Annotated in this window: 23 protein-coding genes; 12 read left to right on the forward strand and 11 right to left on the reverse strand. The window is 70.4% G+C overall.

Going from position 1 to position 24,462, the window contains the following annotated elements:
- Positions 1 to 69: 69 nt before the first annotated feature.
- Positions 70 to 819: a hypothetical protein gene (locus ACIF83_RS18830; protein WP_399728133.1), complete on the forward strand. Its 750-nt coding sequence runs from the start codon at positions 70 to 72 to the stop codon at positions 817 to 819.
- 139 nt (positions 820 to 958) lie between these two features.
- Here ACIF83_RS18830 and ACIF83_RS18835 read toward each other — a convergent pair whose 3' ends face one another.
- Complete coding sequence (locus ACIF83_RS18835) at positions 959 to 1,753, reverse strand: class I SAM-dependent methyltransferase (RefSeq protein ID WP_399728136.1); 795 nt, start codon at positions 1,751 to 1,753, stop codon at positions 959 to 961.
- Between the two features lie 33 nt (positions 1,754 to 1,786).
- A complete protein-coding gene (locus tag ACIF83_RS18840) occupies positions 1,787 to 2,728 on the reverse strand; it encodes a DUF6924 domain-containing protein (protein ID WP_399728139.1) in 942 nt (313 codons plus the stop codon).
- Between the two features lie 205 nt (positions 2,729 to 2,933).
- Between ACIF83_RS18840 and ACIF83_RS18845 the strand changes: the two genes are divergently transcribed.
- The 3 genes from ACIF83_RS18845 to ACIF83_RS18855 all read left to right on the forward strand — a co-directional run bounded on the left by ACIF83_RS18845 (position 2,934) and on the right by ACIF83_RS18855 (position 5,733).
- Positions 2,934 to 4,166 carry a hypothetical protein gene (locus ACIF83_RS18845; protein ID WP_399728142.1) on the forward strand — a complete coding sequence of 411 codons (1,233 nt, stop codon included), beginning with the start codon at positions 2,934 to 2,936 and terminating at the stop codon, positions 4,164 to 4,166.
- A 150-nt stretch (positions 4,167 to 4,316) separates the two neighbouring features.
- Positions 4,317 to 4,832 (forward strand): hypothetical protein, encoded by a 516-nt coding sequence (locus ACIF83_RS18850; RefSeq protein ID WP_399728800.1) that lies wholly within the window; start codon positions 4,317 to 4,319, stop codon positions 4,830 to 4,832.
- A gap of 199 nt (positions 4,833 to 5,031) precedes the next feature.
- On the forward strand, positions 5,032 to 5,733 hold the full coding sequence (locus ACIF83_RS18855; protein ID WP_393479407.1) for a DUF4232 domain-containing protein: 702 nt from the start codon (positions 5,032 to 5,034) through the stop codon (positions 5,731 to 5,733).
- A gap of 223 nt (positions 5,734 to 5,956) precedes the next feature.
- On the opposite strand, the gene ACIF83_RS18860 is transcribed toward ACIF83_RS18855, so the two are convergent.
- Entirely contained in the window at positions 5,957 to 6,391 is a 435-nt protein-coding gene (locus ACIF83_RS18860; protein ID WP_399728145.1) for a hypothetical protein, read from the reverse strand.
- 123 nt (positions 6,392 to 6,514) lie between these two features.
- On the opposite strand from ACIF83_RS18860, the gene ACIF83_RS18865 reads away from it, so the two are divergent.
- The 3 genes from ACIF83_RS18865 to ACIF83_RS18875 all read left to right on the forward strand — a co-directional run bounded on the left by ACIF83_RS18865 (position 6,515) and on the right by ACIF83_RS18875 (position 9,868).
- The gene (locus ACIF83_RS18865; protein WP_399728148.1) at positions 6,515 to 7,495 is read left to right on the forward strand and encodes an NADPH:quinone reductase; all 981 of its coding nucleotides are present in this window, start codon (positions 6,515 to 6,517) and stop codon (positions 7,493 to 7,495) included.
- A 334-nt stretch (positions 7,496 to 7,829) separates the two neighbouring features.
- Positions 7,830 to 8,492, forward strand: coding sequence for a response regulator transcription factor (locus ACIF83_RS18870; RefSeq protein WP_393479399.1), 663 nt, complete (start codon positions 7,830 to 7,832; stop codon positions 8,490 to 8,492).
- A complete protein-coding gene (locus tag ACIF83_RS18875) occupies positions 8,489 to 9,868 on the forward strand; it encodes a sensor histidine kinase (protein WP_399728152.1) in 1,380 nt (459 codons plus the stop codon). The genes ACIF83_RS18870 and ACIF83_RS18875 overlap by 4 nt, the downstream gene beginning before the upstream one ends.
- A gap of 89 nt (positions 9,869 to 9,957) precedes the next feature.
- Here the strand turns inward: ACIF83_RS18875 and ACIF83_RS18880 are convergent, their stop codons facing one another.
- On the reverse strand, positions 9,958 to 10,797 hold the full coding sequence (locus ACIF83_RS18880) for a hypothetical protein (protein ID WP_398140676.1): 840 nt from the start codon (positions 10,795 to 10,797) through the stop codon (positions 9,958 to 9,960).
- 217 nt (positions 10,798 to 11,014) lie between these two features.
- Between ACIF83_RS18880 and ACIF83_RS18885 the strand changes: the two genes are divergently transcribed.
- Entirely contained in the window at positions 11,015 to 12,400 is a 1,386-nt protein-coding gene (locus ACIF83_RS18885; RefSeq protein ID WP_399728155.1) for an FAD-dependent oxidoreductase, read from the forward strand.
- A 121-nt stretch (positions 12,401 to 12,521) separates the two neighbouring features.
- Here the strand turns inward: ACIF83_RS18885 and ACIF83_RS18890 are convergent, their stop codons facing one another.
- The 4 genes from ACIF83_RS18890 to ACIF83_RS18905 all read right to left on the reverse strand — a co-directional run bounded on the left by ACIF83_RS18890 (position 12,522) and on the right by ACIF83_RS18905 (position 16,773).
- Positions 12,522 to 13,322 (reverse strand): thioesterase family protein, encoded by an 801-nt coding sequence (locus ACIF83_RS18890; RefSeq protein WP_393479390.1) that lies wholly within the window; start codon positions 13,320 to 13,322, stop codon positions 12,522 to 12,524.
- 244 nt (positions 13,323 to 13,566) lie between these two features.
- The gene (locus ACIF83_RS18895; RefSeq protein ID WP_399728158.1) at positions 13,567 to 14,397 is read right to left on the reverse strand and encodes a hypothetical protein; all 831 of its coding nucleotides are present in this window, start codon (positions 14,395 to 14,397) and stop codon (positions 13,567 to 13,569) included.
- Between the two features lie 340 nt (positions 14,398 to 14,737).
- Positions 14,738 to 15,865 carry an aminotransferase gene (locus tag ACIF83_RS18900; protein ID WP_399728161.1) on the reverse strand — a complete coding sequence of 376 codons (1,128 nt, stop codon included), beginning with the start codon at positions 15,863 to 15,865 and terminating at the stop codon, positions 14,738 to 14,740.
- Positions 15,865 to 16,773: an ornithine cyclodeaminase family protein gene (locus ACIF83_RS18905; protein ID WP_399728164.1), complete on the reverse strand. Its 909-nt coding sequence runs from the start codon at positions 16,771 to 16,773 to the stop codon at positions 15,865 to 15,867. The genes ACIF83_RS18900 and ACIF83_RS18905 overlap by 1 nt, the downstream gene beginning before the upstream one ends.
- Positions 16,774 to 16,836: 63 nt before the next feature.
- Between ACIF83_RS18905 and ACIF83_RS18910 the strand changes: the two genes are divergently transcribed.
- The gene (locus ACIF83_RS18910) at positions 16,837 to 17,412 is read left to right on the forward strand and encodes a helix-turn-helix domain-containing protein (protein ID WP_393479382.1); all 576 of its coding nucleotides are present in this window, start codon (positions 16,837 to 16,839) and stop codon (positions 17,410 to 17,412) included.
- 15 nt (positions 17,413 to 17,427) lie between these two features.
- Here ACIF83_RS18910 and ACIF83_RS18915 read toward each other — a convergent pair whose 3' ends face one another.
- Complete coding sequence (locus ACIF83_RS18915; protein WP_398140681.1) at positions 17,428 to 18,033, reverse strand: TetR/AcrR family transcriptional regulator; 606 nt, start codon at positions 18,031 to 18,033, stop codon at positions 17,428 to 17,430.
- 53 nt (positions 18,034 to 18,086) lie between these two features.
- Here ACIF83_RS18915 and ACIF83_RS18920 point away from each other — a divergent pair, with 53 nt between their 5' ends.
- The gene (locus tag ACIF83_RS18920; RefSeq protein ID WP_399728167.1) at positions 18,087 to 19,013 is read left to right on the forward strand and encodes a DUF2867 domain-containing protein; all 927 of its coding nucleotides are present in this window, start codon (positions 18,087 to 18,089) and stop codon (positions 19,011 to 19,013) included.
- Positions 19,014 to 19,060: 47 nt separating this feature from the next.
- Positions 19,061 to 19,279 carry a hypothetical protein gene (locus tag ACIF83_RS18925; RefSeq protein WP_399728170.1) on the forward strand — a complete coding sequence of 73 codons (219 nt, stop codon included), beginning with the start codon at positions 19,061 to 19,063 and terminating at the stop codon, positions 19,277 to 19,279.
- 216 nt (positions 19,280 to 19,495) lie between these two features.
- Here ACIF83_RS18925 and ACIF83_RS18930 read toward each other — a convergent pair whose 3' ends face one another.
- Positions 19,496 to 19,810, reverse strand: a complete 315-nt coding sequence (locus ACIF83_RS18930; protein ID WP_399728173.1) for a hypothetical protein — start codon at positions 19,808 to 19,810, stop codon at positions 19,496 to 19,498.
- Positions 19,811 to 19,820: 10 nt separating this feature from the next.
- Between ACIF83_RS18930 and ACIF83_RS18935 the strand changes: the two genes are divergently transcribed.
- Positions 19,821 to 20,036: a hypothetical protein gene (locus ACIF83_RS18935; RefSeq protein ID WP_393479372.1), complete on the forward strand. Its 216-nt coding sequence runs from the start codon at positions 19,821 to 19,823 to the stop codon at positions 20,034 to 20,036.
- A gap of 53 nt (positions 20,037 to 20,089) precedes the next feature.
- On the opposite strand, the gene ACIF83_RS18940 is transcribed toward ACIF83_RS18935, so the two are convergent.
- Entirely contained in the window at positions 20,090 to 24,385 is a 4,296-nt protein-coding gene (locus tag ACIF83_RS18940) for a CHAT domain-containing protein (RefSeq protein WP_399728176.1), read from the reverse strand.
- Positions 24,386 to 24,462 lie beyond the last annotated feature (77 nt).

Raw genomic sequence — 24,462 nt, forward strand, 5'->3', positions numbered from 1 at the left:
TTCGAGCGGTCCGAAGTGTCCGGCGGGGTCCGCGTGGATCGCGGCCGGTGCCCGTTCTAGCCTTGCCCGATGATGTACGCGGGGGACTTCCGGGTCGGTGACGTGCTGTCGGTCGCCTGTCCCTTCACGCCGGCCAGAGTCGAGCAAGGCGTCACGTGGGATCACGTCTCGGTGCGGTGGCCATGGTGGTGCATCGACACCGACAGCGATTTCCTTCACTGGAACGGGCTCGTCGCCCTGGGCGTGGACAAGGGCGGGCGCGTCGCGCCTGAGGTGGAGGCGGAGCTGTTTCGGACCGACCCGCCACCCGAGCGCCTGAAGGCGGGAGACGTCTGCCGCGTCGGAGTGCCGCCGACCGTTGTGCACGTGACGGCCGTCGACCACCACGACCCCCCACTGGAGACAGGCCGGCTGCCACGCCCCCGACTGACCGTCACTGTGCTGCGCCGCGGCCTGTCCTATCGGGAGTTTCCGGACGAGAGCCATCTCAACGGCTCGGGTTACACCCTTCACCCGGGGGACGGGATCCCGTTCTCCTTCGAGCTGTTGATGCGGCCGTACGCATTTCTCCGGCCGGGCGACGAGGTCGCCGACGCCGCAGGACGGGCATGGCGATTCGACGGGCCCTGGGACTGGACCGCCTTCGACGGAGCCGGGACCGGCACGGGTCCCGAGTGGCCGCTCATCCTGCTGACCCGCGCGGGGGCGCCGTGCTCCGTCCCGGACGCGGAGGCAGTGGCCGCAGGCACGACGACCGGTTCCCACCAGGAGACCGTCCGGCACTGGATGTCTCTCACCGAGGCTTCGCCCACGCCCTAGCCGGACGGCCTGGACCGGACGGGCCCAGGCTCGGTACGGCGAATCTTGTGACCGGTCGCATGATCGGTCCGCCGTTCTCGTCGGGGACGGGGTGATCCGACGAATCACGAGTGGGCTCGGCTGAGGCCGCACCCGCGGATCAGGGTCCCACGGCCGGCGGACGGCCGTCCGAGCCCGCAGCCGACGGCGGTACCTCGACGACGAAGAACAGGAAGGTGGTCTTGGTCGACAGGTCACGGAAGCCGTCGGGGAACAGCTCACGGGCGGCCGGGTCGGGCTGCGGCTCGCTGATGGCGGCGATGCGGAAACCGGCGGTGGTGAAGGCATCGGTCATCGCGTGCAACGGCTTGCGCCAGAACCTCATCGGGAAGGACTGCCCGTTGAAGCTCCAGTCGAAGGTATAGCTGGTGGTCGCAAAGTAGTCGGGCCGAGGTTCCTGGATCGTGTAGGCCACGAAAGGGTGGTCCACCGAAGCGATGAGTCGACCGCCGGGCCTGAGCACGCGCCGCAACTCGGCCAGCGTCGGCCCCCAGTCCTCCAGGTAGTGCAGCACCAGCGACGCGACCACGTCGTCGAACGCACCGTCGGCAAACGGCAGCGGGTCGCTCAGGTCGACCATGTGCAGGTCCGCGTCGTCACCGAGCCGCTGCCTCGCCAACGCCAGCATCCCGGCGCTGGCGTCGATGCCGGTGACGACCGCACCGCGGTCGCGCAGTGCGGCGGACAGGGGGCCTGAGCCGCAGCCCGCGTCCAGGATCCGACGGCCGGCCACGTCTCCGGCGAGGGCCAACATCGCGGGCCGCGCGTAGTACGCGTTCACGAGGTTGTTCTCGGTGCCCGCCGCGTACGCCTCGGCGAAGCTGTCGTAGTCGTTCGCCTGGGCCGGATCTGCGGGCTGGGTGAGACTTTCGGGCACGTCGGTCATCCGTTCCATCGTCCGAGCCTAGTGGGCACATGGATCCGCCGGTCATCCCTCCCACCACGGATCCATGCCGTCCTCGGCGACGAACTCATGGAAGTCCATGTTGCCGATCTCCAGGTTGCATGCCATCGATCCGACCATGCTGCATGGCAGCACGGCGGTCTGCCCCGGGGTGTCGTACAGGTCGACGACGGTCAGCGGTCGGCCGGGCTCGGCGAAGGTCCTGGCGTCGGCGAGCGCGACCAGTGTTGTGTGCTCCTCGGGTGGGATCAGCGCCGGGACCTGTGCCGGCAGAAGGTCCTCGAAGACCCGGTCGTCGACGACCAGCGCCTCGAACGGGTAGTTCTCCACGTCGATCTCGTCCGGGTCCAGATCCGCGCCGACCCAGCCGTCCTCGTCGGCCCCGCCCAACTCGTCGAGCAGGGCGCGCCAGCCGTCCTCGTCGTCGAAGGAGGTTCGGACCAACAGCGCTGCGGCGGTGGAGGGCAGCGCCGGGAAGGAGCGGCGCGGCGGTGCCGTCGGCGCGGGGAAGGCCGGCCGGCCACCGTCACCTTGGTACATGCCGTACTTGTCCACGTCGCGCACCAGGTCGTCGAACGCGAGCGTGCCGCCCAGCAGAGCGGCCAGGATCTCGCCGAGCCGGGCCGACGGGGCCCGGACACCGCGCCCGGGTATCGCTGCCAGGTCCACCAGCAACGGCCCATCCCCGCCGTACACCACCGGGACGTCCGCCAGGACGACGACCGGCGGCACGAGGCCGCCGCTCGGGACGAGCGCCGGTACGTTGCCGCCGTGCAGGTGGTCCCATCCGCGGTCTTCGACCAGCCGGAGCCGCACCCCACCGCCCCCGAGGGCGAGCACGCCGCCTTCTCGGTGGCCCCCTGTCTCGTTGAGCAATCCGCCCCACAGGGCCCTGTCATCCTCGTAGCACGTGCAGACCAACAGCGCTTCACCAGGCGCGGGCTCGGGAAGCCCGGGAAAGGACATGACTCTCCTTCGGAGGACCGGCGGGGACCAGGACACTAGCCCACAAGTCCCGGGCTGGAGGGCTTCATTCGACGGACAGTGCCGACTCAGGCCAGTGCTTCTGCCCGGCCGGTCGAGTGTTGCAAATGGCCCGTGGAGGGACCCTGTCTCCGAGCGTTGATCACTCCGCTGACACGCATGGTGGCATGCGGCAGGATACGGACGCATGAGTCTCTCCTCGCGGATCACCGCGCCGGGCCAGGTCTGGTCCGTGGCCGCGTCCGATCCGTCCGGTCCGCTGTACGTGACCAGCTACGGATCGAGTCCTCTGGAGACGGTCGTGACCATGCTCGACATGTCGGGCGTGGTGGCGTGGCGACGGACGTACGCCGGGGCGGGTAGTCCGCAATCGCGTATGTCCGCGGACGGCGTGCTCTGGGTCGCGTACCCGGAGCAGGAGGGCTGGCTCCTGGAGGGCGTCCTGCCGGACGGATCCGCTGGTCCGACCGTCCGCCCGGACTGCGGCCCCGATGAGGCGGTCGGCGCGTTCGTCCTGCTCGATGACGGGTTCTGTGTCGCCTGGGCCGGCGCCTCCCCTCTGCTTCGGGGGGCACGAAGCCGGCAGGCCTCGGTACCGCAGCCTCGGGTGGCCCGGTACACGCGGGACGGAACGTGCCTGTGGTCGACGCCGATGCTGCTCGGCGCGGTGTCGCATCCGGGCGTGGTGGAGGCGGGTCGGGACACCGGGTGGACGATACGTCCGCATCGCCCCTGGGCACCGAAGGAAGTCGGTGTCGATCACTGCGAGCCGCTGCTTGTGGCGGGCGACCGGGTCGCGGCCGGCTTCAACGACACACGGAGTGGGATCGGAAGGACGTTCTTCCTCGACCTGGACAGCGGCCGGATCGTCTCGGCCACGTCTCCCGCTCCCACGGGCCGCAAGGCGATCGCGGGTCCGGGAGAGTTCTTGATCGGGTCCCAGGGGTACGGGGCGTTCACGACGGGCCGCTACGACCGAGATGGTGGCGAAACAGCTCGGTGGGCGAGCCATGGGGCGATGCTCGTCAACGCGCAGGGCACCGTCTGTGGCCCCGAGCTGGAGAACGTCCTGCCGTCGAGATCACGGTTCCGGCGGCTCGCACCGGACAACACCCTCGTGGACGGGCCTCCGCTGACGGGCTGCTACACGTCGTATCCCGCGATGGACAGCGAGGGCACCACGGTGTTCTGGCGGGATGGCAAGCTCCTCGCCGTGGACGTGGACCTGACCGCGCACGAACTGTTCGCGATGGGTGACGACAACAAAGTCATCGGCCGCGCACTGCTGGTGGGCGAAGGCCGCGTCGTCGTGTCCCTGGGCAGTGAGGTGCTCACCTTCCACACCCCGCTGGGCCCCCCGGACAAGGGTCCCTGGCCATGCGGGGACGCGAATCCTCGGGGCAACCCTGTTCTGGTCTGACACCGACGGGTGTTGTGTCCGGGACGGTTCACCGGGTGGGTGGCGATCGAACCCCCACTCAGGTCCTCCCCCAGCGGGTGGGCCCTCCGCCGCACGGGGGAGACGGTCTGCCACAGCGGACGAAGCGCGGCTGCCATGTCCGCGGCCAGCATGTGCGTCATGACGACGAAATCCGCCCCTCTCCCCGCCCCCGCACCCGTCTGGGCCCGTCGTGCCGCGCATGCCATCGCCCTGTGCGCCGTCCCGTCAGGCCTGTGGCGCATCGCCATGGCATCCGGCATCCATGTCGGCTACAGCGACCAAGTCCTGCGGGACGTCTTCGACATCCCGGGTTGGGGTATCGCCTACGTCGTCGGCCTCTCCGTGCTCACCGAGCTGGCCGCCCTGTTTCCGCTGCTCCTCGTGAGCGACCGGTGGCGGCGGCTGCGGCCCCGGGTCCTCGCCACGCTGGCCTGGACCGCCTCGGTCGTCCTGGTCCTGGTGGCACTGTGGCAACTCGTCGTCGCCTTCACGGTCGAGAGCCGGACGTACATGTCGAGCGGTGCGGCACAGACCGTCTGGGGCTTCGGCTACGCCCCGCTGTTCGCCGTCCCGGCCCTCATGACCGCGGTGACCTGGTCATACACGCGTCGACACCGGGGACTTCGGCACGTCACGCGCGCCTGATCCGCGCAGAGTTGACCATGTGTCACCTCGGCGGTGGGTGCGGACCGGACGGGGCCCGACGGGAGGATCTGCCAGTCGGTTGCCGCGCTCCCCGCATCCAGGTCTGTGACCCTTGTCATGTACTGGCACGGAACGCCGTACCGCATCGGCCGCGTCTCCTCGCATGCATTTACTGAACACTTATTCAGGAAGGATCTCCATGCGAGTTCGTACCGCGATCGCCGCCGCCGGCATGCTCGTCGCCGGGCTGGCCCTCACGGCCTGTCAGGGAGACGACAGCAAGGCCGCCGACAGCCCGTCCAACGCCAGCACCACCACGGCCAAGAGCACGCCGGGCAAGTCCCAGGGCGACACCGCCAACTCCAGCACCGGCGGCAAGGACACGTCCGGCAGCGCGGGCGGCTCCGGCACCTCGGGCGGCAAGGGCACGTCGGGCAGCACGGGCGGCAAGGGCGGCACGATCGTCGCCTGCACCGCGAAGACGACCAGCGTGACCTTCGTGGCGGCCGCCAAGCACGCGACCGAGTCCGAGCCCGCGGCAGCCACGGTGAAGATCACCAACACGTCGGGCAAGGCGTGCACGATCGTCGGCGCCACGAGCCTGGTCGCCAAGGACGACCAGGGCAAGAGCGACCCGATCGAGACCGACAACTCCGCGGCCGGAACCGACGCCGTCGACCTGGCGCCGGGTGCCACGGCCACCGCCGACGTGCTCTACGCAGACCTGAACTTCGAGGGCAGCCAGTCGGCCCGCGAGGTGTGCGGGGTCCAGGCCTCGAAGGTGGAGATCGCTCTGCCCAAGGACGTCGGCCGCACGGTCAAGGTCGTCAGCGGCAGCGGCTCGGCAGCCACGTTCAACGTCTGCGGTCCCGACGTGAAGTTCGAGGCGTTCCACTCCTGATCGGGCAGGCCACGCGGGGGGGGCTCGGAAAGCCGAGCGGTCAAGGGAGTCGATCAGGCCATGGCTCAAGGACCGTACCGCGTCCCTTGACCGACTCCGCCGCCCATACCGCGATCGAACTGCTCACCACCCGCCACCAGGCCGACGGACCGACCGTGTCAACGGGGCGGGCCCGCGCCCGAGCCGCCGGACACTCTCGCCCCTCTCGGCACGGCCGTGGCGCCTACCCGACCGACGCGCGAGGAGCGGCTCCGGATCCCGGGCGCACAAGACCGCTTTCCGAGCCGTGAGCGCGAGAGCGTCGCTGCCGCGGAGGACAGCTGTCCGGCCGGAGGCCGGTGTTCTCTGCGATGGCGAGCCGTGACGGCGCCGTCTCCGGAAGGCGCCAGAGGGCCGGCGAGGCGAAGAGGGCGACGACGGCGGCCATGACGCCAGGAACGAGACGGCGTCCGGTGCTTTCGGACAGGGTCTGGGCGGGGTACGGGGCGAGACCGCCGAAGATCGTTGTGGCCACCGTTCCCACGGCCAGGTCGCCGAGTCGGCCGGCGACCGGGAACTGCTCCGGTGCGGTGGACGCACCCACGGCGCTGACGCCGCCCGCCACCAGGGCCAGGACCACCGCTCCGGTGAGAGCGAAGCCCGTGTCGGCGTGCATCATGAACGCGAACATCGTCACCGGCAGAACCGCCCGCGCCACCAGCCGCGCCGAACGGGCCCGGCTGCGCGAAGTCCTCGGCGCGGACGCACCCGAGACCCCCTGAACAACCCTGGAGGCACCCCTTTGCTCGCGTCCTGGTACGACCGCCAAGGCCCGGCGGGCGAAGTGCTGCACGTCGGCGAACTGCCCGATCCCGAGCCCGGCCCCGGCGAGGTCCGCGTCCGCGTGACCGTCTCCGGCGTCAATCCCGGCGACACGAAGAAGCGGCGCGGCTGGCTCGGCTCGACCATGCCGTACCCGCGCGTGATCCCGCACAGCGACGCCGCCGGGATCGTGGACGCCGTCGGCGAGGGTGTCGACGCCCGCCGGATCGGGCAGCGGGTGTGGGTGTACGGCGCCCAGTCCTACCGTCCGTTCGGAACCGCCGCCCAGTACACCGCCGTACCCGACCAGCAGGCCGTCCCCCTGCCCGACCACCTGAGCGACGAGCTCGGCGCGAGCCTCGGCATCCCAGGCATCACCGCGCACCGCGCCGTCTTCGCCGACGGCCCGGTCGACGGCCGTCTCGTCCTCGTCCACGGCGTGCTCGGTGGCGTCGGATCGCTCGCCGCGCAACTCGCCCGCTGGGGCGGCGCCACCGTCATCGGCACCGTACGCCGCGGCGGCGACCTGGGCCGCGTCGACCCGGCCGTCGTCTCCCACGCCGTCGCCCTGGACACGGGCGACCCGGCGACGGCGATCCGCTCGTACGCACCCGACGGAGTGCAGCGCATCATCGAGGTGTCGCTGTCCGCCAACGCCGACCTCGACAACGCCGTGGCCGCACTCGACGCCGCCATCGCCGCCTACGGCACGGGAGCCGATCGCACCGAGATCCCCTTCTGGCCGCTGCTGTTCAACAACGTCACCCTGCGCCTGCTGGGCAGCGACGACTTCCCCGCCACAGCCAAGCGACAGGCCTCCCGCGACCTCACGGCTGCGGCCGCCGTCGGCGCCCTCACCGTCGAGGTCGCCGACCGCTACCCGCTGAAGGACATCGGTGAGGCTCACGAGCGGGTCGACGCCGGTGCGCGTGGCCGCGTGCTCGTCGGCATCCCTGACTGATGACGGCGACGGGTGGACACTTCGAGGTCGGCCGACCGTGCGACCACGGATGGCCCTCGCGCGGTGCCCGTCGCTCGGGAACCTTCCTCGACCAAGGATCGTCTACAGTTACGTAGACCGTCTACTCTCCTGTAGTCATCCGCCGTCATCAAGGGGCTCACGCCGGCTGGGCTGCTCGGAAAGGGCTCGTCCTGCATGATCTCTTCGTTGCACCCGGCCGCGCATCGCCGCCGGCGGGCAGGCCACCGGTGCGTCCGGGGGCTACGGACGGGTGGCTGCCCGAGTCCTTCCTTCATCGCAAGTACGAGTTCGGCCGGAGGGCCGACGGAGGATCATGCGACCCAAGATCCTGGTTGTCGAGGACGATCACGCCCTGCGGGACGTGTTGCGGCGAGGCCTGCAGGAAGAGGATTTCGAGCCGGTCCTCGCCGCTGACGGCGCCACCGCCCTGCGACTGGCGACGGCCGACATCGCGGCGGCCGTACTCGATGTCGGCCTGCCCGACTCGGACGGGCGGGACGTGTGCCAGGCGATGCGCGCCAACGGCTTCCTCGCTCCCGTGATCTTCCTGACCGCCCGGCACCAGCTCACCGACCGCCTGTCCGGCTTCTCCGCCGGGGGCGACGACTACCTGCCCAAGCCCTTCCATCTCGCCGAGCTCGCCGCCAGGCTGCGTGCCGGGGTCAGACGGGCCGCCCCGCGGTCCTCCGCCACGACCGGTGATCTGGTCCTGGACGCGGTGGATCACAGTGCGATCGTGCACGGTAAGCGCGTCGACCTCTCCCCCACGGAGTTCCGGCTGCTGGCCACGCTCGTCGCCGCGGACGGGAGTCTCGTGCGCCGTCGCGACCTGGTGCGGGCCGGCTGGCCCGAAGGCGCACAGGTCAGCGACAACACCTTGGACCAGTACCTGAGCCGGTTGCGCCGCAAGCTGCGCGAGGCGAGCAGCCGACTGACGATCGACACGGCGCGCGGGGTCGGACACCGCCTGTCATGAACCGTGTCTTCCGCTGCTTTCGCCGCTTGGTTCCGCGCACCCTGCGAGGTCGGCTCTCCCTCCTCGCGCTGGCCACCGCCGCCCTGCTGATGACGGTCCTGACCGTGGCGTTCAACGCCGTGATGGACGAGCACCTGCAAAACCAGGCGGACGACGAACTGCGCACCCGAGCGGCAGCGGTGACCACGACGGTCGACACCAGCGGTCCACGGGTGCACGTCCTGGAAACCGTCAACGACCACCTTCTCGACGCGAACGTGTGGATCTACGTCGGCACCCGTCTGCTGGAGAAGCCACCGTCCACCACCGCCGGGAGCCCGCTGACCCAGGCCGCCGGCCGGCTGGCCGCACACCCGGAGCATGTGTGCGAGACGGTCGACGGTCGCCGGCCCGTCCGGATGTGCTCCCAGCCGATCCACGGCCGCAACGCCGTAGCCACTGTCGTCACCGCGCTGGACCTGGCTCCGTATCGCGGCTCGGCCGAGACCCTGCTGCTCGGGTCGCTCGTCCTGGACGCCGTGATGCTCGGATGCACGTACGCACTCACTCGCCTGTCCGTCGGCCGGGCACTGCGACCGGTGCGGACGATGACCGACCAGGCCACGCAGTGGAGCGCCGTGGGCTCCGACGACCGCTTCGGCACGGACGATCACCCTGCCGAACTCGCCCGCCTGGGGGGCTCGTTGGACGCGCTTCTTGATCGCATAAGCACGGTACTGCGCCACGAACAGCAGCTGACGGGAGAGCTGTCCCACGAACTGCGTACGCCGCTCACCCGTATCATCATGGAACTCGACTGGTGGCGGACCCGCCCGCGCACGGACGCCCAGACCCGCGCCACCCACGAGGTGATCGCCGAGGCCGCACAGTCCATGCGCACGATCTGCGACACACTCCTCGACGACGCCCGCGAGAACGCGCTGAACCCGGCGACAGCCCCCGCGACGACGGACGTCGGGCCCGTCCTGGACCGCCTGCTCCAGCACGTCGACCCACCGGATCGGCTGAAAGCCACGGTGGAGACGGGCATACAAGGGGTGGAGGCGGGGGTTGCACCCGCTCTCCTCGAACGGATCCTCAGCCCACTGCTCGCCAACGCCGTCCGCTACGCACGCTCCAGCGTGATCGTGTCCGCGCGGCGCCTGCCCGGTTCCGTGCGGATCGATGTCGTCGACGACGGCCCCGGTGTGCCTGAGACATTCGTGGGCGAGTTGTTCCAGCCGGGCCGACGCGCCGACGCAGGCGACGGACACGACGGCGCGGGCCTCGGGCTGCCGCTCGCGCGACGCCTGGCCCGCGCAGTCGGTGGTGAGGTCTCCTACGACCCCGGACACGCGCCCGGTGCCAGATTCACGGTCAGCCTCCCTGCGGGGTGACGGCTCCCGGTCCTCGCCCGCCGCCCTAGGCGACCGGCTTGGTGAGCAAGTCGCCCGCGGCGGCGCCCAGAACGCGGACAGGTTGCAGGTCAGGCCGCGTATCGGGAGGCCCGCTCCGGGTCGGTGACGTCCTTTCGGGTCACGGCCAGGTACACGACCAGGCCGAGGATGACCGCCAGGAACAGCGCGCTGGTGATCACGGTGCCCAGGCCCAGACCGCCGTCTCCGGTCGGCTGGGAGAGGTAGTCGCCGATCGACGCGCCGAGCGGCCTGGTGAGGATGTACGCGATCCAGAAGCTCCAAACCGCGTCGAGGCCGAGCGCGAAGTGCGCGACGGCGACTGCGGCGATGGCCAGGGCGAACAGGACGGCTGACAGCCAGTAACCGAGATCCATGCGCTCGGAGACCAGGTCACCGGCCGCGGTGCCCAGGGCGAAGGTGAACAGGACGGCGAGCCAGTAGAACGACTCGCGGCCGGTGCTGTCGATGCTGTGGATGGACAGCGTCCGCTCCCGCCGGTACCAGACGACGAAGACGACCGCCAGAACAAGGGCGAACACCGTGGTGCTCAGCTCCAACGGCACACCCATGTTGTCGGTGAGGTTGTCGCTGATCAGGGTGCCGACGACGCTGATCAGGGCTACGGCGAGCCAGTACACGCCCGCCCGGTACGCGCTCGTGCGGAACTGCACCACAAGCACCACGGCCAGCAGGGCGCTCATCAGCACCGACACGCCCGTCAGGCCGAGGCCCGCCTTCTCGTTCAGCAGATCGGCCGCCGTCTCGCCGACCGTCGTGCACAGCACCTTGATGAACCAGAAGTAGACGGTGACCTCGGGCACTTTGTTCCAGCGCAGCCGGTGCTGTGCAGTGGCGGCGGGCCCGTCGGCCGTGGGAACGGCGGAAGTCTCAGATGTTTCGTAGGTCATGGACAGCGACCGTGCCACCGGACGCCTGAACGCATCCTGAGTGCCGTACCGGCCTGCCCTTCGCGTACTGGCGTACCCCGCGCGGCTCACCGGACACCGAAACCGGATCGCGGGTCCGAACGCGCTCCCCCAATGCCTCCCAAGCCTCGTGTCGCACCCCCACACGCACTCGTTGACCTGCAAGAACACCAGGACCCGGTCACATGTGGGAGACGACATGAAAACAGATCGCCCCTGGGGCAAAGCAGTCGTCATCGGCGGCAGCTACGCAGGCCTGGTCACCGCACGCGTACTGGCCGACTACTTCACCGAGGTCGTCCTCGTGGAACGGGACGCCGTCGACGAGGACACCGGCACCCACCCCGGCGCCCCCCAGGGCTACCACGCTCACGCCATGCTGGCCAAGGGCGGCGAAATCCTGGAACGGCTCTTCCCCGGGCTGCGCAAAGAACTCCAGGACGCCGGCGCACCGGTCTTCGACTACGGGGAAGGCATCGACTTCCTGCTGCCGGTCGGACTCGCACCCCGCAAACGCACCGGCGTCCGGATCCAGACCTTCACCCGCGACGAACTCGAGCGCCGGCTGCGGCGCAAGGTACTCGCACTCCCCGAGGTCAGGCTCATGCCGTCCACTCCGTGCACCGGCCTGACCCGTGACCCCTCCGGTCGGGTCAGCGGAGTGACCTGCCGCCCCCTCGGCGGCGACCCTGCCGACATCCCCGCCGACCTCGTCGTCGACGCCTCCGGACGCACCAGCGCACTGACCGACTGGCTGGACGGGATGGGAATCTCCGTACCGCCGAAGCGGACCGTGAAGGCCAAGGTCACCTACACGTCGATGAACTTCGACCGGCCCGAGGAGAGCCACCCCGGCCACCCGGACTTCTACCTCGCCTACCAGATGCTGTTCGCCCCCCGCGTACCCCGGGCCGGAGCCCTGCTCGCCGTCGAACGCAACCGGTGGACCTGCTCCCTGTTCGCCTTCCAGGACCAGCCGCCCACCGACGACAAGGGCTACCTCGCCTTCGCCGAGAGCCTGGACAACCCCCGGCTGGCCGAGCAGATCGGCCGGCGCACCGTCCAGGAGCCCACCTACCGCTACACCAACGTCGACAACCAGTGGCGGCTCTACCACACCGTCAAGGACTGGCCCGACAGGCTCATCGCCCTCGGCGACGCCGTCTGCGTCTTCAACCCCGTCTACGGCCAGGGCCTGACCGTCGCCGCCATGGAAGCGGAACAGCTGCACAGGATGCTCGCCCGGCACAGCCACTCCCGCCGGCTGGACGGCCTCGCCGGAGACTTCCAGAAGAAGCTGGGCCGCCTGCTGATCGGCCCCTGGACACTTGCCACCAACTCCGACCTCATGTGGAACCCCGACCGCCAGCCCCTCGCCGCCCGCTTCGCCCACTGGTACAACACACGCCTCTTCCACACCGCGGTCAAAGACGCGGCCGTATGGGCGAAGTTCGTCCGGGTGGTGAACATGGTCGCCTCCCCCGCCCTGCTCTTCCACCCCGCCGTGGCACTGAAGGTCCTCACCACAACCACCACACTCCACCCGCGCCGGAGGCACCCTGCTCCAGGAACGCACCGCACATGACTCGATCCAGCGTTACTCAATGGACGTGGGCCTTGATCAGGGACTTCGTGGAGCCGCTCGATGGCTCCGACTCCTTGAGTGCGCCTCTGAACGAGGTCATGAGGTTCCGCCGCCGGGTGCCTCAGCCGCGCGCGGCCACGTACAGGGTCTGGGTGCTGCGGCCGAGCGGGCCCTTCTCGTCGTGCAGGGCAGACTCCGCGAGGCCGATGCCCGCGCCGTCCACCATCGTCCGGGCGTCCAGGCAGACCCACTCGCCCTCGGGGTGGCGGTGCAGGCTGACGGTGAGGTCGGCGTTGATGAAGACGTAACGGCGGAAGTCCAGCTCGGAGCTGACGCCGTTGCCCGAGTCGGCTGCCGTCAGCACCCGGCTGAGCGGGGTGATCTCCTCGCCCGCGACCAGGGGGACCCGCATGCGCATCCACGCCGTGGCGGGGCCGGACTCGAGGAACGAACCGGCGGCGAAGCGCACTTCCATGGCGGTGTGATAGCCCTGCTCCCACGGGACCGGGAAGAACGCCTTCGACGGCACGACCTCAGGCCCGGGCACCTGCCGTCCCGGCGACACCTCCGGTACCGAGTCCGGCGCCGTCTTCATCAGCAGGGCCGTCGCCCGCATCACTTCCTGGCCGCCGTCGGGTGTCAGAGCGACCTCCACGAGCTCGACGCTGCGCCCGGCGCGCAGCACGCGCGTGGTCACGGTCAGCGGCCGTATCGGGACAGGCCGCATGATCTCGTACGTGAGCCGGGCGACCCGCATGTCCGGCCGGCCGGCCGGTCGTTGCTCGACGGCCAGACCGAGCAGTGCGGCCGGCGGACCGGCGTGCTGGGAGTCGGCGTCCCAGGGCCCGCGTGTGTACGCGGTGGGGAGGAACCGGTCGGGGGCCTCCCGCTCGTAGAAGGCCTCGGCCTGCGACGTCGGCATATCGGTCCTTTCATGTCGCGCGTTCTACCCGTCGCCATACTACTAAGCGCTTGCTCATATGGACGGAAGGACCGCTCACAGCATTGCCGAGCTGCTCGCAGGGGGACGAGGTGTGCGCGGTCTGCCGCGCGACTCGGTTCCTTCGAAACCAGAAGTGGTCCGCGGCCAGGATTGTCTTCGAGCTGTCCGAGGCCCGAACGCCGAACGACCGAAGGAGCATGAGCAGGCACCTGGCCGAGGGCGCTTAGCCGAGCCCCGACAGCAGCACCCCAGGCATCGCCGCGAGAGCCGCGAGGCTCACGACCACCAGGCCCAACAGAAGGACAGGGACCACGATCAGCAGAGTGAGCACGGCGTCGCCCCGCGAGAAGGCACCGTCCTTGGTGCCGGGGACGGCGGTGACCGTTCTGGTCTGCGGGGGCTGCGCGTTGCGTGATGCGGAGCCGGTGGCGTACTCGTACACCCCGCCGTCCAAATCCGTGTACTCGTACACCCACATGTGCCACATCCGGCCGCTGGTGGAATGGCGCAGGTCGGACTTGACGTAGCGGGCCTCCACCTGAATGCCCCGGGCGATGGATGCCCAGGCGGGGCGCGCGAGGGAGACGATGTGAGCCGCCAGGTCGGCGGACCCCCACCAGGCGAAGAACCCGAAGCAGCTCAGAACGGCGGCCAGGTACCGCCCAGTCGCCACGATGGCCAGGAAGTTCAGCACGACAGCGACCAGTAGCACGCGAAGACCCAATTCCCCGCGCGTGTATCGCTTCCGCGGGGGCGACGTGCGACGCTCGGTCGTGACAGGCGGGGTCGCGCCGGTCTCCGGGAGGACGGCGCGGTGCGCGAGCAGGGCTCGTACGAATGTCTGGGCGGCGCGGGCGCCGCACACCAGCTCGTAACCTCCGGGCCGGCCACGGGTATGGTCGGCGACCTCGACATACAGCCGGAGCCGCCGTGCGCCGACCGTCTCCGTGGTGGCGTCGACGACGGCCCGGTAGGGGATGCGGGTGACGGTGCCACGCTCCTCCCACACGACGCCCTCCCCCGTCAGCCGGGCCACGACGTCCGGCGACCGCACGATCAGCGTCGGCGGTCCGCTCCCTTCCGCGATGGCCCCCGCCTCCTCCCCCTCACGGCACGGCGTGGTGCGCCGGGCCGATGATGCACCGCAGGCGCGGGTGCGTCGATGCCAGGAACAGGCAGGGCCGAACGCGGTCTTCCTGCCGGGGTTCGGAAGCTTTCCCCGGTCCGGGGCGTGCGACCGCGCCTGCCGAGCCTCCGTGCTGATCCATCGCCCCCGACAGGAGCCAGCAGAAGGGACCTGACGCTGAAGTACTTCGCGCTGCTGCTCACTCGGCAAGTCGGCCAGGCCGACCGCGGCCGGCCTGGCAGCTGCCGTGCCCTCGGAGCGGGAGTGGTTATTCCTGGGCGAGTTGGTCCAGGAACTGGCCGACCAGGTGCAGGCCGGTGCGCAGGGTCTGGGTGTCGTCGGCGAAGCCGATGCGCACGGTGTGTTCGATGCCGAACGCGGCGCCGGGGGTGAACATGACGCCGGTCTGCTCCAGCAGGCGGGTGCAGAAGTCGTAGGAGCCGATCGGGGCGTCGTAGCGCAGGAGTGCGGTGGTGCCGGAGGCGGGCCGGACGTAGCTGATGTCGTAGCGACTGGTGATCCACTCGTCGAGGACGGCGAGGTTGGTGCGGGTGATCCGGTGGGAGCGGGCCAGGATCGCGTCCTTGTTCTCCAGGGCGACGCAGGCCAGCAGGTCGTCTATGCGTCCGACGCTGATCGTGGTGTAGTCCCGGTGTGTGGCGACGTCGGCGAGCAGTCCGGTGGGGCCGACGATCCAGCCGAGGCGCAGGCCGGCCAGGGAGTAGGGCTTGGACATGCTGCCGGTGGAGATGCCGCGTTCGTACAGGTCGGCGATCGAGGTGGTGAATCCGTCGCCGGCCTGGTCCACGCCCCGGTAGACCTCGTCGCACAGCACCCACGCCCCGGCGCGGTCGGCGATTTCGGCGATGCGGGTCAGGCCGGCCTCGTCGATGAGGGCGCCGGTCGGGTTGTTGGGGTTGTTGACGGCGATGAGCTTGGTGGCCGGGGTGACCAGGCGGTCGAGTTCGTCGAGATCGGGCAGCCAGCCGTTCTCCTCGCGCAGCGGCAGGTGGTCGACGCGGGCGCCGTAGCTGTCCGGAATGGAGTAGTGCTGCTGGTAGGTGGGGACCACGGCCACGACGTGGTCACCCGGCTCGACGAGGGTGGCGTGCACAAGGGCGTTGGCGCCGATCGCCCCGTGGCTGATCAGCACGTTGCCCGGGCCCTGGGCCGTGTACAGCCCGGCGACCAGGCCGCGCAGACGCGGGCTCCCCGGGATCGGCCCATAGGTGAGCGGGGTGGTGTCCAGCTCGGCAAGTACGTCCTCGCGCCGGCCGGACAGTGCCAGCAGTTCGCCGGTGGTGAGCGAACGGACGCAGGTCTCGGCCAGGTTGTACCGGCAGGTCTCCTCGTAGTCGCTCATCCAGCGCTCGACCTCGAACTCGCGGATCTTCATCAGGACCGTCCCTCGGTGGTCTCGTTGTCGTACTCGTAGGCGGCCCAGGCAACAGCCGCGTCCTCGATGCCCAGCCCCACGGACCGGAAATACACCGGGCGCTGTCCGCTGGGACGTCGGGCCTTGTCGGCGACCAGGCCGGCCAGGTCACCGCGCACCGCCGTGGGGTCCCAGCCGGACGTGGCGGCCTGCACCAGCTCGGTGGCCACGTCGAGAGTGGTGCGCGCGTCCAGGTACACCTCGAGCTCCGGTACCGCCGCGGGCGGGATCTCGCGCGCTCCGGGAGCGTTGGTCGAGATCGAGGTGACGACGACGCCGGGGGCCAGGGTCCGGGGGTCCACCACGTCGTCGGCCGCCGAGGTGCACAGCATCACCAGGTCCGCGCCCGCCAGGGCCTCCTGGATGCCGTCGACGGCCTCGACGCCGTCGTCCACGCACTCGGGCCGCAGCGGTGAGTACGCGCGAACGGTCATGCCGGGACGGACATGGCGCAGGTAGCGGGCGTGCGCGCGGCCGACGCGGCCGTACCCGATGACGGCCGCGCTGCGGGCGTCCGGCGGAAGCAGGTGGTCGGCGGCGAGCACGGTCGTGGCCGCGGTGCGCTCCACGGTCAGACCCGAGGCGTCGAGCAGCGCGACCGGCTGCCCGGAGGCCAGGCTCACCAGCATCGTCCAGGCGGTGACCACGGCAGGACCGGCCGCCTGCGGCAGGTACGGAGAGACCTTGACCGCGTAGACCCCGGCGCCGGGCAACACGGCCGGATAGTGGATGACGTCACCGCCGTCGGGCAGGTCGACGACGAACTGGCCGGGGCCGGCCACCTCACTGTGGGAAGGATCCCCGAATGCCTCGCGGAGTGCGGCCAGCACGGCCCGCTCGGAGACATGGGGAGTGGTGATCACTCGCATGATGAGCAATATATTGCTCACCCAGCGATCCGGGCAAGCTTTTTGTGCACTATAGTGCTCACCATGAACAGTGAGGTCGCCGCCGGGAGCAGCACCACGCAGGAGTTCGTCGCCCGTATCGGCGGGCGTATCCGGGCGCTGCGCAAACAGCGCGGCTGGAGCGTGCAGCAACTGGCCGACGTCGGCGGTCTGAGCCGGAGGATGCTCACCGATATCGAGTTGGGTCAGGCCAACCCGAGCCTCGCCACCGTCGACCGCGTCGCACGCGCCCTGGACACCGACTTCGCCGCCCTGGCCCTGCCGGCGCGTGACGCGGCGGACGAGCGGGTCGAGGGAACGCTCGTGTGGCAGGACGCCGACGGCAGCCACGCGCTGCTCCTCGCGGCGACACAGGACCCGCGGGCCGAACTGTGGCGCTGGACCCTGGCCCCCGGGGGTCACTACGACGCCGAACCCGACCGCCCCGGCGCACAGGAGATCCACCATGTCCTCGCCGGCCGCCTGACCCTGACACCGGAGACCGGACCCCAGGTGGTGACGCCCGGGCAGAGTGCCGTCATCGCCAGCGACCAGGAGTACGCCTACCGCAACGACGGCACCGAACCGGTCGTCTTCATGCGGGTCGTCACCGGCGCCTGATCCCTACGGCACACTTCAGGACTCCGGTGTGGCCGTCATCAGAGTGTCGAGCACCGAGGCCACGTAGCGCTCGCCCTCCTCGCCGGCCGGAAGCGTCTCCGGCACCGCGTGCGCCAGCTGCGCGTGGCCGAGGTAGCCGGTGTACGCCAGCAGTGCGCGGCGGCGCGCCTCGTCCGGACGGAAGCCCAACTCGATGAAGAGCTCCGCCAGGTAGCCGACCCGACGCTCCGTCACCCGGCGCAGCACGGCAGCGACTCGCGGATGCCCGGCCGAGGCCGGCAGCGAGACCTCCAGCGGGTCTTCGGCCGCGAGTTCGGACGCCTCCACGAAGAGCCTGCGCAGCCGCACGGCCGGATCCGGCTCGGACTTCAGCCCGGCGATGACGCTCTCCGTGGACTTCTGCTCCCAGCGGTCGAGCGCAGCCTCGATCAGCGCCTCACGGTTGGCGAAGTGCCAGTAGAAACTGCCCTTGGTGGTGCCGAGGCGTACCGCGAGCGGCTCGATGGCGACCGCCGCAAGACCGCCTTCACCCATCGCCGAAAGGGCCGCGTCCGCCCAGTCCTGCGCGGTAAGTCGCTTCCGCCCGCCCGTGCGGGGCCCCTCCGCATGCCGCTGCACCATGTCCATACGCTACCGTATGGTCGACAACATACGGCAGCGTATGGAGGCCCGCTATGCGCAGGTTCCGCACGATCCGCAATGTCCATGAGCGCACCATCGAGGCACCCGCCCAGACGGTCGGAACCCTCCTCGAGCGGCTTTCCTCGCCCCACGACCCGGTCTGGCCGGCGCCGGCCTGGCCCCCGATGCGCTTCGACCGCCCCCTGGGCGTCGGTGCCGACGGCGGCCACGGCTTCGTCCGTTACCGCGTCTCCGCGTACGAGCCCGGCCGCCGCGCCCGCTTCGACTTCAACCCGCCCATGAGCGGCCACCATGAGTTCGTCGTCGAGTCGCTGGGGCCGGACCGCTGCCGCGTGCGCCACACCCTGGAGCTGCAGCGCCGCGGCCCGATGGTGCTGGGCTGGGCTCTGGCGGTGCGCTGGATGCACGACACGGTGATCGAAGAGCTCTTCGACAACATCGAGCGGGCCGTCACCGGGACGGTGCCCAACCCCGTCCGCTGGTCGCCGTGGGTCCGGCTGCTCCACCGACTGACGTGGGAAAGGGCAACCGGCGGCCCGCTCCCGACCGACGCCCGCCTGGTCCGTGCCGTCTTCGAGCAGACCGACTACTCCGACGCCTGGCGCATGGCGATGCGTCCCGGCATGCCGCGGGACCCCGAGCCCTGGCGGGCTGTCCTGCGCGGCGCCTCCTTCCCGGTGGTGGGCCGCGAGGGCGGCGAAGTGCTCCTGGGCGAGGACGCCGGACACCTCGACTTCCGCGCCTCGATCCACGTCGACGACCGTCAGGTCACGCTCAGTACGGTCGTGAGGATCCACAACTGGCGCGGCCGGCTGTACTGGGCGGTGGTCAAACGCGTCCACCCCTTCATGGCCCGCCTGATGCTCCGCCGCATCCACCGCCGACTCGCCCTGACGGCTCCGAGCGCTGCCGAACGCGCGCCGCTGGGACCCGCTTCTCCTGTGCCGCAAGGGAGTTGAGCCCGTACAGACATCCCCCTCCCCGACGGAGGTGGCCAGGAGACCGGGTGCGGGTGGCCGAGGTAGGGGGACTCGGGAAGAAGATCGGTGTGCGGGCCGATGTGGTCGTCCGTGATTTTGCCGCCGAAGACCATGGCCAGCCGCGCGGAGGTGACGTCGTCGGTGAGCTTGCGGCCGTTGGGACAGGCGACCGGCTTGCTGCGGTCGTATCGGAGCATGTCCGGCAGGCGGTACGCAGCGTCTTCTCGGCTTCCTCCGCGCTGTAGCCGCCGGTGTGGGCCAGTACGGCACTCCACGGCTCCAGGTAGGTGTCCCAGTCGTCGGCGGGCTCACCCTCGTAGTACTTCTCCTTGACTTCCTCGGCGTTGAAGTACGCGGTCAGGGAGGGGTGGGTCCCCCGGTCGACGGAGACGAGCCGGCCGTCCTGCCGCAGACTGTCCCGTGCCCACACCCCGATCGGCCCGCCGCCGAGTTCCTCGGGATCACTGCGCGGCCGCGGCGGAGAAGCGGTAGCCACCGCTCTCCACGATGTCGGGCCACGCACCGAAGGCGACCTCGGCATCGGAGATGACGGCCTGGCCGTCAGGTGCGTGAGTCCGGGCCCCGGCGTCGACCGCCCGCTGGACGGTGACCGACTGGCGGCTGTCCGAGGGCGCCGAGAAGACGAAGCTGTACTCTCGTTCGGTTTGCGTGATGAGTACGGCGGGGCCATCAGGGTGGTCCCAGGCCGTGTCGGGCGGCCGGGATGAGCCCGGTTGGCCATGCTGGGCGGGGTGTGCATCCCCTTCCGGCGACAAGGAGCACGGTATGCCGACGGACTCGGTCGAACGTTTCCTGGCGGCCCTGGACCCGGAGCACCGGGAGACCATCGGCGCCAAGCCGCGGCAGGAGCAGGAGCAGCTCGCGGCGGCCTGGGAACGGGAACTGGAATCGGATGACGAGCTCGACACCCTCGACGAACTCTCCCCTCCGGCCGCGGAAGCCGAGGCCGCGCGCCGCGTACTGGAACGCGAAACCGACTGACTTCGGTCGGACGGTTCGTCCGGGTCCCATCTGTACATGAGCTTCTCGCCCGGTCAGGGCCCCATGTGCACATAAGGGGCCCACAGCCATGGGCTGCGTGGATAGCGCTCGCGCAGGTCGCGGGTCACTCGGTGTATCGCCTCGGCCGGTGGTACTCCCTCCGTCAGGAGGCCGTACAAGGTCGTGGTGAACTCGGTGGCGTCGCCGTCGGCGACCTCCCACAGGGTGGCGATCACATGGGTGAAGCCCGCCAGCTGGAACGATGAGGCCACATGCTGGGCTTCGTCGGCGAGGTGGTAGGAGCCGGCAGCGGATCCGCACGAGGCGAGGAAGACCAGCTCGGCGTCGAGGGAGAGCGCCGTGATGTCCGGCAGCGACAGTGAACCGTCCTGCAGCACGAGCTTGTTGGCGGTCCTGCCGAGAATGTCCGCCTGCGTGTGGCAGGCGAAGTGGGCCCAGGAGTGCTGCGTGAGCTCGCGGAGCACGGCCTGCTTCGTAGCGGCGCCGCCGGTCAGGACTGTGGTCCGGGGAAACAGCTCGGCCAGTGCCTGCGCGTCCGCGGCGGCGTGCCGCAAGGGTGCCGCTCCGGGCGCGTCCGGGGTGGCGACCACCAGCAGGCGCGGATCGCGGCCGACGCGGGAGCGGCTGGGTCTGTCGTGTTCGGCGGTCTTCGGGCGCAGTGCGTTGAGAGTTGTCGTGTACGACGACATGACGTGGTCGGCGATTCCCTCCGGGGCATCGCCGGTGTACCTCCCGGCCGCGTGCAGGGGCAGGAAGCTCAGGATGCCGGTCGGGCACCACCACAGCTGTGGCAGGTGGTCGACGCCGCGTTCGAGACCCAGGTGCCGGACGACTGGTTCGGCGATCGCCTCCCACAGCCAGGCGAGTGTGTCGAGGACGACGGTGCCTGCCTCCCAGCGGCGCTCAGCGGGCTCGTGCGGGTCGTGCAGGGCGCGGACCGCCGAGCTGAAGGCCATGAAACGGTCCGACGCGGACCTCAGGTCGGCCCGGGGCAACGGCACACTGTTCGCCGTGCCCTCGGCGAGGACGATGGCGTCGCTGCGCAGGGTCGCGAGGTTGACGACCACCACCGGGCCGGCCGCGGTCAGTGCGCCGAGGTCAGGTACTCCCGGCCGCAGAAAGCTCTCGAATCCGGGCAGAGCACGGATGTTGTCGCGTACGCGTTCCCAGGAGCGGACCGTCAGCCGGTGCTCGTCCCTGGTGGGACCGGGGTGGTGGGTCGAGGCCTCGTCGGTGCTCGCGCCGAGGGAGGTCATGGCCTGGCTGAGCCGGCTGAACTCATCGGCCAGTTGCGGTGCTTGGCTTCGGAGGTCCGTCAGGTCGCGACGTGTCTCGGTGAGCTGTCCGAGCAGGATGCCCCGTCCGCGTTCGAGCAGGTCGAGTGCCCTCTCGGGATCGCCCAGCTGCAGGGCGCAGGCCGCGGCCTGGGAGGCGAGGAGGAACTCGTCGGCGAGCAGCAGCTCGCGGTCGGACCGTGCGAGCCGGTGCCCGACCAGAAGCGGCAGGAGGTCCACCGCGGATTCGTAGTGTGCGGCCGCGCCTTGCCAGTCGCCGACACTCGCGGCCAGGCCACCAGCCGCCCTGGCGGCATCGATGCGATCTGGAAGGGAGAAGTGGGGAGTTCGGTAGACCTGGCGCCTCAGTTCGAGCACGTCCGCGGCAGAGTGTCCTGTCCCGCCGTCGCGTCGCGCCAGGACGTGGGACAACACCAGCCGTGCTCGCACATGCCGTACGTCGTCCGGGCTCGTGACGGCCATGGCTTCGCGCGTCGCGGCTTCGGCCTCGTCCAGCAGCGCCGCGTCCGCGTCGTACCGGTGGACGTCGAGCAGAGCGTTGGCCAGGTTGGTGCCCCAGAGCGGCCGGTCCGGGTGGTCGGCAGGACCTGTCCGGATCGCCTCACGCAGCAGTTCGACGGCTTCCCGGGCGTCCTGCGCCGACGCACGGTCCCGCGCGCGGCCCAGTAGCACCACGGCCAGGTAGGACAGCGCGACGGAGCGCGCCGGACCGCCCGGGACGCGCAGTGCCAGGGACTTCCGGCAGAGGTCGACGATCGCGTCGAGTTCGTGCTCGTACGCGGCGAGGGGTTGGGCGAAGAGGTCCGTGAAGATGCGGGGACTGCTCTCTCGGGCCCTGCGGGCCATGTCCATGAAGGGGGCGGACTGCCGGGTGTGGTGCAGCCTGGCTTCCGCCAGTCTCGCCATGGCCTCCGGCGTCGTACGCCAGGCTTCGGGGCCCGATGCCGCCTCTTCGAGTACGTCGATGGCCTCAAGCAGCGCCGAGCTGTCCCGTGAGACCTCGTAGAGGGAGACCAGGCAGACGCCCAACTCCAGCAGGGACTGGGCCCGGCGGAAGGAGCCTTCCCGGGCGAAGCGTACGGCGGCGCGGCATACGGGAACGAGCTCGTCGAGGAGCCTTCTGTCCTGCGTGCTGGCGTAGGCGGCGGAGAGGGCACCCGCACATCTGCCGAGGAGCAGACCGCGCTCGTCCTCGTCCAGCGTGGGGTCTTCCAGGTGGCTTCGGGCCAGCCTGAGGGACTCGTCCAGCGCCGCTTCCTCCCGGGTGAGTTGGAATTCCACACGGTAGGAGTCGATGAGGTCGGACTTCGCGCCGCGCACCTCGGGGTGGTCGGCGGGGAGTTCGGCGACGACCGATGCGAGGAGACGTCTGCCCTGCGTCACGGCCTGCCGGTCCTTGCCCAGTTCGCCCCGCAGAGTCAGCGAGCGGCCCAGCTCGACGCGCACGGCGACGTGTTGATGGTGTCGAGCATCGACGTGCTCCGCCGCCGTCCGCAGCACGGTCACCGCGTTGTCGGCGTCGGAGAGGTCGCCGGTGGCTGTGGCCGACTCCTGGTGGGACAGCCCGGCGTTCATCAGCTGCGCCACGTAGGCCGGATCGGCCGGATCCAACGCTCGTGCGGCCGCATGGTTCAGGCGCGCCGACTCTCGCATGGCCTCCACGTCGCGCAGCAGGAGCGCCTTCACCCGCAGCACATTGCCGAGACAGGACAGCGTTCCGGCTTCCTCCGGGGCCGCCTGATGGGCACGGCGCGCCCACAGTTCGGCCGCCGCGATGTCGTGTCGCGCACCTTCACCGGCTCCGGCACCGATGTCCTCTCTCCGCCCTTCGTGCGCACGCGTCTTGAGGGCGTTGGCGAGACCGACCATCCGGCCCACGGCGTCCGGCCCCGACCCGTCCGAACGGGAGAGCGCAGCCTCCAGAACCTCCACCGCCTCGTCCAGCGCGGCGACCTCGCCCGTGGCAGCGTGCGTCATCCGTAGACACATGCCGAGGTCCGCCTGGTATGCGCGACGCTGACCGTCGCTCACTCCCGGGTGCGCGATGAGCCTGCGCAGCACGAGGGCTCGTACACGGAGCAGGGCGGGCTCGCCCTGGGCGAGATGCAGCGGTACGACGGTGGTGAGGATGTCGAGGACGCGACGCGAGCGGGGGTCGGCCGGATCGTGTTCCTCGGACACGCGCTCGATGTAGGCGGCGGCCTGTTGGAGCCACTCGGCGGACGGGGTGCGCAGGTGGCCCCCGATGAGAGCCGCGGCCAGTCGGAGCCGCACCTGTACCCGTGTCTCCTGGTCCGTGGCCTTCTCCTGGACACGGTCCCATGCCACCGCGGCCATGGAGAGCAGCCGCGGATCGCAGCCCGTGGGGCCGGCCGCGCCGTGGCGGTAGGCGTTGAGCAGGTTTCCCCCCAACGGGCCGAGCAGCGGTACGGCCTGTTCGTCGGGGACCGACGCGAGGGAGTCGATCGTGCGCGAGGCCCAGCCGACGGCCTCCTCCAGAGAGCCGGGATCACCGTCTCTCGCGTACCGCTGCAGAAGGATTTCCACCAGGTTGATCTGCAGCATCTCCGGCAGAGCGTCGATCTCCCGCAGCATGCCGATGGCGCGTCGGAGCAGACCGATCGCCTCGCTCAACTGCGCCGGATCGCCGGTGGTTCGGTGGGCGGCGGCGCGGTCGGCTGCCTCGCTGCCGAGCTGCAGGGCTTCTTCGATCCGTCGCGGTGCGGCGGACTCCCGCGCCAGTACCGCGCCGATCGCGTCCGGCACCGCATCCGGCATCCGCGCCCACAGGGGCCGAAAGAGCTCCAGGGCGTGGTGGAAGTCCGTTCCGTCGTAGGTCTGTTGGGCCAGGCAGCGGAACCAGTGGTACCAGCCCAGGGCGTGGGCGGCCTCGTCGCTCCAGGACGTGCCCAAGGACTCGGCGAGGAGTCCGGCCGCCGTGTCGGCCTCGGGTCCGAGCACCTCCGTCGGATCGGCGGTGGACGCGAAACGTCCGAGCCGTGACTGCAGAGTGGTGAGTGGTGAGTTTCTCATCTGCTCCATCGCTCCCCCGCGGTGGCTGTTCGGCGTGTGGCGCCCGTACCATCATGCAGCGACGCTGACGCGTCTTC

The organism is Streptomyces sp. NPDC085866, assembly GCF_044541035.1.
GTDB lineage: Bacteria > Actinomycetota > Actinomycetes > Streptomycetales > Streptomycetaceae > Streptomyces.